General features: G+C 39.1%; 14 protein-coding genes. 2 read left to right on the forward strand and 12 right to left on the reverse strand.

The genetic code is table 11. The annotated features are described in order from the left end of the window. Positions 1-7: 7 nt before the first annotated feature. The 9 genes from I597_RS14185 to I597_RS14225 form a co-directional block, all read right to left on the reverse strand. Positions 8-913, reverse strand: coding sequence for a DMT family transporter (locus I597_RS14185; RefSeq protein ID WP_035325344.1), 906 nt, complete (start codon positions 911-913; stop codon positions 8-10). Further along, positions 900-1,976 carry an LptF/LptG family permease gene (locus I597_RS14190; protein ID WP_035325345.1) on the reverse strand — a complete coding sequence of 359 codons (1,077 nt, stop codon included), beginning with the start codon at positions 1,974-1,976 and terminating at the stop codon, positions 900-902. Before I597_RS14190 ends, I597_RS14185 begins: the two co-directional genes overlap by 14 nt. Beyond that, positions 1,977-3,107, reverse strand: a complete 1,131-nt coding sequence (tgt, locus tag I597_RS14195; RefSeq protein ID WP_035325346.1) for a tRNA guanosine(34) transglycosylase Tgt — start codon at positions 3,105-3,107, stop codon at positions 1,977-1,979. Positions 3,108-3,182: 75 nt separating this feature from the next. Next, positions 3,183-4,418 (reverse strand): NRAMP family divalent metal transporter, encoded by a 1,236-nt coding sequence (locus I597_RS14200; RefSeq protein ID WP_035325347.1) that lies wholly within the window; start codon positions 4,416-4,418, stop codon positions 3,183-3,185. Further along, positions 4,415-4,984: an RNA polymerase sigma factor gene (locus I597_RS14205; RefSeq protein ID WP_035325348.1), complete on the reverse strand. Its 570-nt coding sequence runs from the start codon at positions 4,982-4,984 to the stop codon at positions 4,415-4,417. The genes I597_RS14200 and I597_RS14205 overlap by 4 nt, the downstream gene beginning before the upstream one ends. Continuing rightward, on the reverse strand, positions 4,975-6,090 hold the full coding sequence (locus I597_RS14210; protein WP_081964979.1) for a glycosyltransferase: 1,116 nt from the start codon (positions 6,088-6,090) through the stop codon (positions 4,975-4,977). Before I597_RS14210 ends, I597_RS14205 begins: the two co-directional genes overlap by 10 nt. Before the next feature lie 12 nt (positions 6,091-6,102). Then, positions 6,103-6,300: a hypothetical protein gene (locus I597_RS14215; RefSeq protein ID WP_035325349.1), complete on the reverse strand. Its 198-nt coding sequence runs from the start codon at positions 6,298-6,300 to the stop codon at positions 6,103-6,105. 51 nt (positions 6,301-6,351) lie between these two features. After that, complete coding sequence (locus I597_RS14220) at positions 6,352-7,137, reverse strand: anti-sigma factor domain-containing protein (RefSeq protein WP_035325350.1); 786 nt, start codon at positions 7,135-7,137, stop codon at positions 6,352-6,354. Beyond that, complete coding sequence (locus I597_RS14225; protein WP_021778301.1) at positions 7,134-7,688, reverse strand: RNA polymerase sigma factor; 555 nt, start codon at positions 7,686-7,688, stop codon at positions 7,134-7,136. The genes I597_RS14220 and I597_RS14225 overlap by 4 nt, the downstream gene beginning before the upstream one ends. 123 nt (positions 7,689-7,811) lie before the next feature. Here I597_RS14225 and I597_RS14230 point away from each other — a divergent pair, with 123 nt between their 5' ends. Then, positions 7,812-8,324 carry a fasciclin domain-containing protein gene (locus I597_RS14230; RefSeq protein WP_035325351.1) on the forward strand — a complete coding sequence of 171 codons (513 nt, stop codon included), beginning with the start codon at positions 7,812-7,814 and terminating at the stop codon, positions 8,322-8,324. 64 nt (positions 8,325-8,388) lie between these two features. Here the strand turns inward: I597_RS14230 and murB are convergent, their stop codons facing one another. From murB to I597_RS14245, 3 genes are all read right to left on the reverse strand, one after another. Next, a complete protein-coding gene (gene murB, locus I597_RS14235; RefSeq protein WP_035325352.1) occupies positions 8,389-9,408 on the reverse strand; it encodes a UDP-N-acetylmuramate dehydrogenase in 1,020 nt (339 codons plus the stop codon). Then, positions 9,408-10,598, reverse strand: a complete 1,191-nt coding sequence (locus I597_RS14240; RefSeq protein WP_035325353.1) for a pyridoxal phosphate-dependent aminotransferase — start codon at positions 10,596-10,598, stop codon at positions 9,408-9,410. Before I597_RS14240 ends, murB begins: the two co-directional genes overlap by 1 nt. A 134-nt stretch (positions 10,599-10,732) precedes the next feature. Beyond that, positions 10,733-11,119 carry a DUF1573 domain-containing protein gene (locus tag I597_RS14245; protein ID WP_035325354.1) on the reverse strand — a complete coding sequence of 129 codons (387 nt, stop codon included), beginning with the start codon at positions 11,117-11,119 and terminating at the stop codon, positions 10,733-10,735. A 180-nt stretch (positions 11,120-11,299) separates the two neighbouring features. On the opposite strand from I597_RS14245, the gene I597_RS14250 reads away from it, so the two are divergent. Beyond that, the gene (locus I597_RS14250; protein WP_035325356.1) at positions 11,300-13,933 is read left to right on the forward strand and encodes a valine--tRNA ligase; all 2,634 of its coding nucleotides are present in this window, start codon (positions 11,300-11,302) and stop codon (positions 13,931-13,933) included. The last annotated feature ends 23 nt before the right edge of the window (positions 13,934-13,956 follow it).

The raw sequence follows: 13,956 nt of genomic DNA on the forward strand, positions 1-13,956 counted from the left end.
AACAGACTCAAGCCTCTTTAACAGCCTTGAATTTTTTAGTGTTTTTTAAGATACCATTTGCGATTACCACGGCAAGTATAACTAAGGCTCCGTAGTAAAACTCTGTACTCATTTGCTCTGCATCGCCTAGCACCATAAAGGCTAGTAAGATACCATAAACAGGCTCTAAATTTATAGTAAGCATTATAGTGTATGGACTTAAATGCTTCATCACAGCTACGGCGGCTATAAAGGCATAAGCCGTACATACAGAGGCTAGTATGCCTATGTACACCCAGTCCATCGTAGGGAGATTAAAAAACTCCATAGAAAAAAATGTAGCTGGCTGTGCTATGACAAAATATAAGGTAATGCAAGCTGTACCTATAAGTAACTCATAAAATGAGATCTTAGTAGGATTATGATTTGCTATAAACTTCCCATTTATCAAGGTAAATACAGCAGATAAAAAAGCAGAAAGTAAGGCTAGTAATATCCCTGTACGATATGCTGTCTCAACCTCAAAAATCATATATAAAGCAGCTATTACAATTCCTCCAAAGAGAAGCTCATACCAGATTAATTTTCGTTTATAAAAAATAGGTTCAAGCAAGGCTGTAAAGAAGGCCCCAGTACTCATCATAGCCAGTGTTATAGAAACATTTGATGCCTTTATTGCTCCAAAAAAGGTAAGCCAGTGTATGGCAATGACCAGACCTGCAATAGCGAAACCCAGTAACGCTTTTCGCGAAAGCGCAAGAGAGATACCGCGCACTTTTATATAGATAAATATAAATAAACTGGCGAGCCCCATTCTAAACCATACAAGTGGCACTGCATCTATAGTGATAAGCGCGCCAAGTACGGCTGTAAAACCCCAGATAAAAACTATGAGATGAAAATGTAAATAGGCTTTGAGTCTATCGTTTTGCATTTTGAAGGAGGTATGCTGCAAGTATTGCAAATAGAATATTAGGCGTCCAGACTGCTACCAGCGGCGGGAAGTCTGACTGCTCTGCTAGGGTACCGAAAACTTTATCAAAAAATATAAATACAAACGCTAGCACAATACCAAAAGCGAGGTTGACACCCATACCCCCACGACGCTTCATTGCACTTACGGCTACTGCTATAATTGTGAGTATGTATGCGGCTACAGGTAGACTGTAACGTTTTTGTAGCGTTACCTCATAACGGCTTATATATGAAGATCCTCTTGCCTTCTCCTTTGCTATAAATTCTCTAAGCTCTGGCGTGTTAAGTGTTTCTGCTATATACTCTACAGGGGTTAAATCATCTATATCAAACGCAAAGGTGGTGTCGATTTTTGCTTGTTTTATAAGCACATCTCCATCTTCACCTATAATACGTTTTTTAAAACCGTAGAGTGTATAGGTAGTATCCTCTTCATTAAACCTTATTTGAGTCGCACTCATCTTATAGGTCATTTTATTACCTTCAAAATGCTCCCAAGTAAAGTTACGACCACGTTTTGTGCGTGGGTTAAAGCTACTCGCGTAGATATAATCACCCGCGTCTATCTGTCTATAAACATCTCTAGTATTTCTATCGTTATTTTTCTTTTTGAGGTACTCAAAGATAAACTCGTTATAGCCCTTATTTGCTCTTGGAGCGAGATACGTACCCATTATAAAGGCTCCAGCACAAACTACTGTAGCACCTATAAGATAAGGACGTAAGAAGCGTGTAAAGGAAACTCCACTACTCAAAAAAGCGATGACTTCTGTATTATTTGCCAGCTTTGAAGTAAACCAAATTACTGAGAGAAATAAAAATAATGGAAATAACAGATTTGCAAAGTAGATTGTAAAATTCAAGTAATACAAGGCTACTTCGCCAAAGGGCACCTCGTTTGCCAAAATCTTATCAATCTTTTCGGCAAGGTTTACGATAATACCTATAGGTATAAACAGCACGAGCATCGTGACAAATGTCCCGATGTAGCGCTTTACGATATACCAATCTAATATTTTCAATTACAAACGATTATCCATTTGTTTAACCATTTTCTCTTTCCAAGTTGAGAAATCTCCAGCTAAAATATGCTTTCTTGCCTCACGTACGAGCCACATATAAAACCCTAAATTATGTATAGTAGCAATTTGCATACCTAATAACTCGTGACACTTAAACAAGTGACGTAAGTAAGCCTTACTATACTCTGTATCTACCCACGTAATACCCATCTCATCTATAGGAGAAAAATCGTCTTCCCACTTTAGATTTTTAATGTTAATACTACCGTGCGCAGTAAATAACATACCGTTACGTGCATTACGAGTAGGCATCACACAGTCAAACATATCTACACCTAACGCAATATTCTCCAAAATATTTATAGGTGTACCTACACCCATAAGATATCTAGGTTTTTCTTCAGGTAAGATAGCCGTCACAACCTCTGTCATACCATACATCTCCTCTGCCGGCTCTCCTACAGAAAGACCACCTATGGCATTTCCAAAAGCACCAGCATTTGCAATATACTCTGCAGACCGTGCACGCAAATCTTTATACGTACTTCCTTGTACTATAGGGAAGAGTGCTTGCTCGTGCCCATATAATGCAGGAATCTTATTAAAATGATTAATACAACGATCTAGCCACCTATGAGTCATATGCATAGAGCGTTTTGCATACCTATAATCACAAGGGTATGGTGTACACTCATCAAAGGCCATCATAATATCTGCACCTATCTGGCGCTGTATTTCCATCACATTTTCTGGAGTAAAAAGGTGCATAGACCCATCTACGTGTGACTTAAAACGCACTCCTTCTTCCTTAATCTTACGCCTATTAGAAAGTGAGTATACTTGATACCCTCCACTATCTGTAAGGATAGGTCGATCCCAGTTCATAAATTTATGTAATCCTCCTGCGCGCTGTAAGATATCCATTTTAGGACGTAAGTATAGGTGATACGTATTACCCAAAATAATGTCTGGATTTATATCTTCTCTCAACTCGCGCTGGTGCACCCCTTTTACCGAAGCAACGGTACCCACGGGCATAAAAATAGGTGTCTCAATAACGCCGTGATCTGTAGTAAGTTTTCCTGCTCTCGCTTTTGAAGCAGGATCTGTAGTAAGTAAGTCAAATTGCATAAGGGGCAAAGATAGTTTTAAACGAGTAAATACACGCACTTGAGCAATAGTTAAAATAGCAAGTTGCCCCAGCGACTAAAACAGGGTAATCACATACCAAATACTAAAACCTACTAAGGCTATAATACTCACTATACTTAGCACCCGCATACCTGGAGATAATCTATGGGATTCAGGAATCTCTTTATCCATAAAAGAAAGGTAATTACAAATTGCATAAAATGGAGCGGTAAGAAATGAAAGTATCGTTGCTAGCTTTACCAGCACCCCCATCTCACTTATTAAGAAAAACAATATTCCGCAGGTGCCGAGTATAAGAACCAGAAGCCAGAATAGATATCCCTTCTTTTTAAAACCTATACCTAGCAAGGCTGTTGTTGCCTCAAGTGCTCTAGGCGACGCATCTAGTGTGGTAAGTGTGGTGCTAAACATTGTTGTAAATGCAGCTACACCTATGAGCACCGTTGCCCAGTCACCTAGACTTGCCGTGTACATATTAATAAGCTGGCCGGCAAAAACCCCACCTTTTGATGAAAAGGTCTCGCCACTACCATACATTACAAGTGCTCCCAGCGTCATAAAACAAACACCCAGCACCACTGCACCTGCATACCCTACATTAAAATCAAAAATAGAATTACGCACGGCCTCCTCTCCTCTATCTCCTTTTTCTAATGTCCATAAAGAATGCCATATTGAGATGTCTAGCGGTGCCGGCATCCACCCCATAAAGGCGATTAAAAAAGCAATTGCTGCACCTTCGGTGGGAAGCAGTTGAATTAAATTTGTCGTAGCGCCTGTACCTTGTGTTATTACGCTTTCGCGAAAAGCGAAAAAAACCGCAAACAGTGTACTTATAGTGAGTGTGATGATGATTATTTTCATCAACTTATCTAAGATTCTGTATTTACCTATTGCTAATATAGCAGCACACAACAATGTAATTGCTACACTCCAAATAGCAATATCACTAGATATACCAAATAACTGAACAGCAATACCTGCCGTTACAATCGTCACAGCTGTTTGTATAGTAAACATTGTTCCTAAGGTCAAGAAGAAATACACCCAGAGCACAGGTTTTCCTAGTTTTTTATACCCCACAAGTAAACTATTACCTGTAACAGAAGCATAACGAGGCCCAAACTGAAAAAATGGATATTTTATAATATTAACAAGTATGAGTGCCCATAAAAGACCAAAACCAAAGTCTGCTCCTGCTCTTGTACTTTGTACCAAGTGAGACACACCTATGGCGGCACCGGCAAATAGTAAACCCGGGCCCAGCTTTTTAAAAGGCACCGCTTTCAATGATCTGCCTTTTTAATTATATCTGCTAGCAACCTCCTTGCACGTAGTAGCTTCACTTTTACATTACTCATAGGTTCGTCTAGATGCTCTGCCATTTCTTTATAACTCATCTCTTGAAAATACCGTAAATTAATCATCTCTTGATAATGAGGCTTGAGCATCTTCACAAAACTTAAAAGTTGTGCTAGGTTTTGTTCTTTAATGAGCACATCTTCTGGCGAGGGATTAAGGTCTGCAACTTTGTAAACCCGTTCTTGGTCACTATCAGAAATTCTAGAGCGTATAGAGGACTCTTTCTTTCTAAGGATATCAATTTGAATATTTTTAGAAATAGCAATAAGCCAAGTAGCAAATTTATATTCCTCCTTAAAAGTATCTATTTTTGAAAACGCTTTTGAAAATGTCTGTATGGTAATATCCTCTGCATCATACGCATTTCTTGTACGCTTGAGCTGGAAGCCATACACTTCACTCCAGAAGGAGTTGAGCAAGAAGTTAAAAGCACTTTGCTCTCCAGCTTTTGCTCTTTTAATTTCAAGTTGAATTTTTTCTGGAGTTACTTCCACTTAGTGGGCTTTGAGATAAGGTTGCTTATAAAGATACTTAATTGCACGCATACAAGTACCATCTCAAATATAGGATAAAAATAAGCCACGTCTTTCTCTCGTAGTTTTCTAGCACTAAAACCTATGGCAAGCCAGGCCGCAAAGTAACGTGCTCCTATAACTGCAAGAACTAACTCCCACTGATACATTGTAGCAAGTACTGCTATACCTACCATAAAAAATAACAACTGGCTCACGTAAAAAAGACTCAAGAAAAATTTCTCTATAAACCTGTAATGACTAGCCGTAGTTATGTGTCTACGCTTTTGAGTAATCCAGGCACCAAAAGAGGTTTTAGGTGTACTTATTGTAAAAGACTCTGGGTGATATTGTAGCGCTGTATTCTTTCTATTACTTGCTTGATTTACAAACAGATCGTCATCTCCACTTTTAATCTTCATATGGCTTATAAACCCTTTTTGCTCATAAAATATAGCTGCAGTATACGCAAGATTGCGCCCTACACCCATATAAGGTCTACCGGCTTTTGCATAAGTAAAATACTGTATGGCAGTCATTAGAGTTTCAAAACGTATAAGCTTATTGATAAATGAACCCTTTATCTTTTCATAAGCTCCATACCCTAGTACGATCTCTTTTTTAGCTACAAAAGAGCCTGCCATATGTCTAAGCCACTGTGGAGAGGCAGGCACACAGTCTGCATCTGTAAAAACCATATGTGCGTGTGTAGCTCTTTTTATACCTAGAGTGAGCGCATATTTTTTATTACCCCAGAAGGCTTCATTATTGACCACATTAACTTGATGTACATTTTTATGCGCAAGAGCATAGGCCTCCATTACCTCTTCTGTATCGTCACTTGAGGCGTCGTTTATGAGTATAATTTCAAATTCTGGATAATCTTGTTCAAGAATGAACGAGACATTCTTTTGTAAATTTTGCGACTCGTTTTTTGCGCAAATAATAACAGAAACTGGTGGTAATGATTTATTTGGTTTTTGAAACGCTTTCGCGAAAGCGAACAACCAGTAGAAAACATAAAAAGCCACGTTTACAAACGTGACTCCTATTAAAGTATAAAATAGTGCGGGATAAAATTGTTCCAATAGCTGTTATGCTTACTTATCTCCAGAACAATCACCCATTTCTTCGGGCATTTTACCACACATACCACAAGCTTCTCCACTCTTATTAAGAAATGGACTCTGGCTGGCACAAGTACCGGCAAACTTACCGTCTTTTTTTGCCCAGATTTTTATCGCAATGCCTGCTACCGATAGTGCTAGAAGGACTAATGTTATCAAGAGTAATTCCATTACAAATATTTTCTACAAAGATACAGAAACCTAGTAGCACCTAAAAGTTTTTTACGGCATAGGTATTTGCTGTTCTTGATCAAATTTTATGGCCGCAACTTCATTTGCTTTGGTTGCTTCTTTACTACCACCTTTAGGTTCTATAGTGACATTTATACTTGCCATACGCTCCTCATAAGGGATTTCTACAAGGTTATCTTTTGTTACTTTTAAGATATCTAACGGCACAAGTTTACCATCTACAGAGGCCCACATCTGGTATACCTGCTCATCTGGCAATTCTGGAAGCTCGTTTACGTGCACATATGATCTCTTTTCTATCTCATTTATGTATGCCACAGCTTCTAGTCTGTTTGCTCTATTATTACCCTTAAGAATATATTTTTGAGTTGCAGTGTTATTAAGTATCATAAACTGCTCCTCTACAGATTGTAACATTTGCCTGTTAGAAACAATGTCATCATTAAGATTTTCTAGCAAGTTTGAAGTAAACTTTCTATCTTCTAGAAGTTCTTGATTTTGATTATAAATCATTATTGCGACAAGTCCAAAAAGAGTTGCTATAGTACAAGCTGCAATAGCCAGAAGTGGCAGCGCACGTTTAGGCTTTGCCTTAGTTTGTTTTAAAATCTTTGCACGTAAATCTTTAGGCACGTCTACAGCATAAGATGCTGCATAGTTTTCTAAATTTTCTTGCAACTCATTATAAGTAGTTTTTACCTCAGGAAACTTTGCTACAAAGTACTCAACCTCTTGAGACTCCATAGGTGAAGTTGTACCCATAAGGTAACGCTCCAACAAATCGCTTTCTAAAAATTGTGACACTCTATCACTCATAACACACTTATCATCAAAAATAAAACTCCAAATAATTTACGCAGTTCCCTCAAGCCTATTTTTAATCTTGACTTTACGGTCCCCAGCGGGATGTTTAACTCATCACTTGCTTCTTGCTGGGTCATACCCTGAAAAAACAGCGCATCTATCACCACTCGATACTTATCTTCTAGCCCATCTGTATGCTCTTGCAAATCCATATGTTCTATAGCCAGTGATGTAGACTGTAAATGATATACGTTAGAATCATCTGTTTGGACTTCTTTATTCATTTTTCTTTTACGACTACGCACTTTGTCTATAGCCGTGTTTTGAACTACCCTAAAAAGCCACGTGAATAGACGCGCTTTATCTGCATCATACTTATGTGCATTTTTCCAGATTTTTACAAAAGATTCTTGAAGTACATCTTGTGCAAGCTCCTCATCGTGTGTCACTTTTATAGCCACACCATAGAGCGCAGGCGCATAATGGTCATATAATAACCCTATGGCACGCTCATCTCCAGTTTTAAGAAGATCTACAATATGCTTCTCAACAAATGTCTTCAAATAGCGTAGTTTTTATGAATTAACGAAAATTTGGCAATACACTTTCATCCAATGGGCAAAGTTAGTACGTACATTTTACATAGAAAAAGATTCTATCATAAACTCACCAAGCCTCACTTTAGTATGCAAATCTTAAAAAATCTCTCGCTACTTATAATCATCTTATTATCAATTACTAGCTATGCACAGTCTGATATTATAGACCTCACCGTCATCTCAAAAGACCACACAACACTCGTAACCGCACTAAAAGCTGCAGGACTCATATCTACACTTAAAGAAGATGGACCATATACTATATTTGCCCCTACTAATGAGGCGTTTGATAAACTACCTCCAAAACAACTTGCAAACCTTCTCACCCCAGAAAACAAAGCAACACTCGCATCTATTATATCATATCACATAGTTGCCCAATCACTAACCGAGACAGAACTAATAAATAAAATAAATGTAGAAAATGGCAGTTTTACATTACAGACAGTAAATGGCCAGCAACTCGTGGCTACCCTAAAGGATAATAAAATAGTAATCACAGATACAACAGGTCACACCTCGCTTCTCACTAAGACCGGTATCAATGGAAGAAATGGCATCATACACGTGGTAGACACCGTACTAACACCTAGTAACTAAAGTTTAGTTTAGTTGAGGGCCTCACGCGAGTGGGGCTTTTTTTTACGCTTTCGCGAAAGCGTAATTATATCACATTCACCTCTGGAACAATCTTTATCCCAAACTTCTCCTCTACTGCCGCTTGTACTTTCATTGCAACTGCCCACACTTCTTGACCTGTAGCATTACCGTGATTTACGAGTACCAGAGCTTGCCTATCGTGTATACCAGCATCGCCAAAACGTTTCCCCTTAAATCCTGCTTGCTCGATAAGCCACCCAGCGGGTACCTTGATTTGCTCATTACCTATGGGATAAAATGGGATTTCTGTATGCACTTTTCTAAGTTGAGTAAACTGTGTTTGTGAGATTACTGGGTTCTTAAAGAAGGAACCACTATTGCCTATTTTCTTAGGATCTGGAAGCTTAGACTGCCTGATGGCTATAACAGCATCTGACACGTCTTTTAATGTAGGTACTGTGATTTTTTTCGCTTTAAGCGTGTCATAAATAGCGCCGTAGTCAGTATTTATATTATGATTGCTCTTTGTGAGTTTAAAGGTGACAGCGGTAATGACATAGGCATCTTTAAGCTCATTTTTAAATACCGAGTCACGATAACCAAAAGCACAATCTTCTAGCGTAAACACCCTCACCTCTTGAGTGTCTCTATGTACAGCCTCGCACTCATAAAAGGTATCTTTGAGCTCTACACCATAGGCACCTATATTTTGCACTGGTGATGTACCTACATTACCAGGAATGAGCGATAGATTTTCTACACCGCCCAGGTTATGTGCTACGCAATAGAGTACAAACTCGTGCCAGTTTTCGCCACCAGCAACTTTGAGAAGCACTTCGTTTTCTGAAAACGAATCATCTACAAGTGATATTCCTTTAATATCTAGATGTATTACAAGCCTATTTACATCTTGCGTGAGTAGCATATTACTACCTCCACCTATTATAAAAGGCTCAGGATATCTAGCATCTCCCAGCAACTCCTGCAATTGCTGTACAGAAGAAACGCTCGCAAAAAAGCGAGCGTTTACATCTATACCAAAGGTATTGTATGCTTTAAGCGATACGTTTTCTTGTACTGTCATTAATCTTGGTATTGTTCTAACGCAGCTTTAAGAATAGTAACTGCTTCTTTAAGATGGTTTTCTTCTAGCACATAAGCAATACGCACTTGATTAAGACCTACGTTATCACTGCTGTAAAAACCTGCTGCTGGTGCAACCATAATGGTTTTTCCATCAAGGTCAAAAGACTCTAGTAACCACTGTGCAAAAGCATCTGCATTTTTTACAGGTAGCTCTGCAATACAGTAAAAAGCACCTTTAGGCTTTGCTACTTTTACTCCAGGTATTGCCTCTAGTCCTGCTACAAGTGTATTTCTTCTAGATACATACTCTTCAATCACATCATCAAAGTATGATTGAGGTGTGTCTAGTGCAGCCTCAGATGCGATTTGTGCAAATGTAGGAGGACTTAAACGTGCTTGTGCAAACTTCATCGCTGTGCTCATAAGTTCTTTATTGCGACTTACAATACACCCGATACGAGCGCCACACATCGAGAAACGTTTTGAAACAGAGTCTATCATAATAGCGTGATCATCTATATCACGCTGCTTCATCACTGAGTGATGCTTGTGACCGTCGTAAGCAAACTCACGATATACCTCATCTGCAATGAGGAATAGGTCGTGCTTCTTTACAAGCTCTGCAAGCTGGCGTATCTCATCTTCTGAGTATAAATATCCAGTAGGGTTACCCGGATTACAGATAACGATAGCCTTTGTTTTATCGGAGATTAACTTCTCAAAATCTGATATAGGAGGCAAAGCAAATCCCTCTTCTAGTGTAGATATTACAGGTACAACCTTAACACCACTCGCCGTTGCAAACCCATTGTAGTTTGCATAAAAAGGCTCTGGTATGATGATCTCATCTCCTGGATCTGTAACAGATCCCATTGCAAATAATAAGGCTTCAGATCCTCCGGTAGAAATGATAATATCTTCTGGCGATACATCTATACCGTGATTGCTATAATAGCTAGCCAGCTTATCTCTGTATGACTGAAATCCTGCACTGTGACTATATGCTAAAACTTCAAGGTCATTATTCTTTACAGCATCTAGCGCTACTTGTGGCGTCTTGATATCTGGCTGACCGATGTTAAGTTGGTGAATTTTTATTCCTCTAGCCTTTGCTCCTTCTGCAAAAGGTACGAGTTTACGTATAGGCGATTGAGGCATTGCGAGCCCCTTCTTTGATATTGCTGGCATTGATTATTTTTTTATACAAAAATGAGGAAATTATTGTGGTTTTTAAAACTAGAAGGACGGTATTTTGCTTTCGCGAAAGCGCATAAAAAAAGACCGCTATAAAACGGTCTTTAGTTGCTTTGTTTAAAGTAATGTTACTCTCCAGCCTCTGACTTTACTGTTCCTTTAATCTTAAGACTTTGTGGAACCTCAGATGCATTAGAGTAAACTGTTATCGTTTTTCTAATAGGCCCAGGGCGCTTAGTATCATACTTTACTTCTATCTCACCTTTTTCTCCTGGCTGGATAGGGTTTTCTGGTTTTTTAGGTATTGTACAACCGCAAGTAGAGTATACTCTCGCTACGATAAGTACATCATTTCCTGTATTTGTAAATGTAAACTTACGTACACCATCTGCACCATAATCTACCTCACCGTAATCTACAACTTCTGAATCAAAAGTGATTTCAGCTCTTTTCTCTTGTGCTTGAACGCTTACTACTAGAAGCATAGCGACAAATAAAAATAGTACCTTTTTCATAATTTTAAATATTTGAGGGAATTCAAATGTAGTCACAAAATACCTGCCTGCCAAAAAATGATATTAACATTAACACGTGACGATAACGTACATATGTACCAAAAATAGCACGTAGACTATATATTAATCCTACTGTTATCCCTACTTTTGCCATCTATAAGACAATAATCAGACCAAACTATGAGCATAGCGTCAAAATATGATTCTACACAGGTAGAAGATAAGTGGTACAGCTACTGGAAGGAGCATAATTTTTTCCATTCTACACCAGATGATAGAGAACCATACACCATTGTAATCCCACCTCCTAACGTGACAGGTGTATTACATATGGGACATATGCTTAACAACACGATACAAGACGTATTAATACGTCGTGCAAGATTACTAGGTAAAAATGCGTGCTGGGTACCTGGTACAGACCACGCATCTATTGCTACAGAGGCAAAGGTAGTTGCCAGACTTAAAGAGCAAGGCATCAAAAAATCTGACCTTACTCGTGAAGAATTTCTTGCCCACGCCTGGGAATGGAAAGAAGAATATGGTGGCGTTATACTTGACCAACTTAAAAAACTAGGAGCCTCTTGCGACTGGGAGCGTACTGCCTTTACTATGGATCCAGCTATGTCTGAGTCTGTGATAAAAACATTTGTAGATCTTTATAATAAAGGATTGATATATCGCGGTTACCGAATGGTAAACTGGGATCCAGAAGCAAAAACAACCCTCTCTGACGAGGAGGTAATACACGAAGAGCGACAAGGCTTACTCTATTACATAAATTATAAACTAGAAGGATCTGAGGAGTTATTAACAATAGCAACTACAAGACCAGAGACTATTTTTGGTGATACAGCGATTTGTATTAACCCAAATGACGAGCGCTTCACACATCTTAAAGGTAAGAAAGCCATCGTACCTATAAGTGGTCGTGTGATTCCTATTATAGAAGATGAGTATGTAGATCTAGAGTTTGGTACAGGTTGCCTTAAAGTAACACCAGCACACGACGAGAATGATAAGATGCTGGGTGACAAACATAAGCTAGAAATAATAGACATCTTTAATGATGACGCTTCTCTTAACAGCTACGGGCTTCACTATGAAGGTCAAGATCGTTTTGTAGTGCGCAAGGCTATAAAAAAAGAACTTGAAGAACTAGGTGCTCTAGTAAAGACAGAAAACCACATTAATAAAGTAGGAACATCTGAGCGTACAAAGGCAGTAATAGAGCCTAGACTATCAGACCAGTGGTTCCTTAAAATGGAAGAGCTTGTAAAGCCTGCCATAAAGGCCGTACTAGAAACTGGAGACGTAAAGTTATTTCCAAAGAAGTTTGAAAATACCTACCGTCACTGGATGGAGAACATACGTGACTGGAACATCTCTCGCCAGCTATGGTGGGGACAGCAAATTCCTGCTTACTTCTATGGGGAAGGAAAGGAAGATTTTGTAGTTGCCGAATCTATTGAGGAGGCTGTTACGCTTTCGCGAAAGCGTACCGGAAACGATTCCCTCACTGCCGGAGATTTACGCCAAGACGAAGATGCTATGGACACTTGGTTCAGCTCTTGGTTATGGCCTATGAGCGTTTTTGACGGAGTGCGTAATCCAGACAACGAGGAGTTTAACTACTACTACCCTACTAATGATCTTGTGACGGGACCAGATATTTTATTCTTCTGGGTAGCGCGTATGATTATAGCGGGATATGAATATACAGACAAGAGACCTTTCCAAAATGTGTACCTCACCGGCTTAGTACGTGACAAGCAGCGTCGCAAGATGTCTAAGTCACTAGGTAACTCACCAGATGCACTAGAACTTATTAAAGAATATGGAGCAGATGGTGTGCGTGTAGGGCTATTATTGAGTAGTGCTGCCGGTAACGACCTTATGTTTGACGAAGATCTTCTTAAACAAGGAAAAGGATTTATCAAGAAAAACTTGAGCGCCTTTAGCCTCATACAAGGATGGGAGATAGACGAGACTATACCACAACCAGCACATAGCGCACTAGGTATTGAGTGGTATACCAACCGTTTTAATCAAACACTTCTAGAGATAGAAGACCACTTCTCAAAGTACCGTATCTCAGACGCGCTTATGGCGAGTTACAAAGTGGTATGGAACGACTTCTGCGGCTGGTTACTAGAGATTATAAAGCCAGCATACCAGCAACCTATAGATCGTAAGACCTATGATGCAGTAATTGCAGCATTTGAAAACAACTTACGCATACTACATCCGTTTATTCCATTTGCATCTGAAGAGATCTGGCAGACGATTGCTACGCGTACTCCAGAAGAGGCTTTGATTATCAATAAATGGCCAGAAGGCGGTGCGGTAAATGAAAAAATCATTGCAGATTTTGACTACGCCTCACAAGTGATTTCAGGTATACGAACTATTAGAAAAAGTAAAAACATCGCTTTTAAAGACGCTATAGAAGTGCACGTTCTAAGCAATGAAGAAGTTTCTAGTGATTACAATAGTATCATCTCAAAACTAGGTAATGTGAGTGAGATCGCTTTCGCGAAAGCGCCACTAGACGGAGCACTATCTTTTAGAGTAAAATCTAATGAGTACTTCATACCTCTTGCGGGAGCTATTGATGTAGAAGCCGAAGTAGCAAAAATTGAGGAAGAACTTAAATACACAAAAGGATTCTTAATGTCTGTTTCAAAAAAGCTATCTAATGAGCGCTTTGTAAGCAACGCACCAGAGAAGGTGGTCGCTATCGAAAAACAAAAGATGGCAGATGCCGAAGCAAAAATAGAAGCGCTAGAAAAGCGACTGGCTAGTTTGTCTTAATAGACTAACACATATTGCATAAG

Source organism: Dokdonia donghaensis DSW-1 (assembly GCF_001653755.1).
In the GTDB taxonomy this organism is placed as follows: domain Bacteria; phylum Bacteroidota; class Bacteroidia; order Flavobacteriales; family Flavobacteriaceae; genus Dokdonia; species Dokdonia donghaensis.

Excerpts from the sequence above, each read along its gene's own strand:
- I597_RS14250 (WP_035325356.1), top strand. The coding sequence starts at position 11,300 with ATGAGCATAGCGTCAAAATATGATTCTACACAGGTAGAAGATAAGTGG.
- I597_RS14185 (WP_035325344.1), bottom strand. The coding sequence starts at position 913 with ATGCAAAACGATAGACTCAAAGCCTATTTACATTTTCATCTCATAGTT.
- I597_RS14240 (WP_035325353.1), bottom strand. The coding sequence starts at position 10,598 with ATGCCAGCAATATCAAAGAAGGGGCTCGCAATGCCTCAATCGCCTATA.
- murB (WP_035325352.1), bottom strand. The coding sequence starts at position 9,408 with ATGACAGTACAAGAAAACGTATCGCTTAAAGCATACAATACCTTTGGT.
- I597_RS14220 (WP_035325350.1), bottom strand. The coding sequence starts at position 7,137 with ATGAGTGATAGAGTGTCACAATTTTTAGAAAGCGATTTGTTGGAGCGT.
- I597_RS14215 (WP_035325349.1), bottom strand. The coding sequence starts at position 6,300 with ATGGAATTACTCTTGATAACATTAGTCCTTCTAGCACTATCGGTAGCA.
- tgt (WP_035325346.1), bottom strand. The coding sequence starts at position 3,107 with ATGCAATTTGACTTACTTACTACAGATCCTGCTTCAAAAGCGAGAGCA.
- I597_RS14245 (WP_035325354.1), bottom strand. The coding sequence starts at position 11,119 with ATGAAAAAGGTACTATTTTTATTTGTCGCTATGCTTCTAGTAGTAAGC.
- I597_RS14230 (WP_035325351.1), top strand. The coding sequence starts at position 7,812 with ATGCAAATCTTAAAAAATCTCTCGCTACTTATAATCATCTTATTATCA.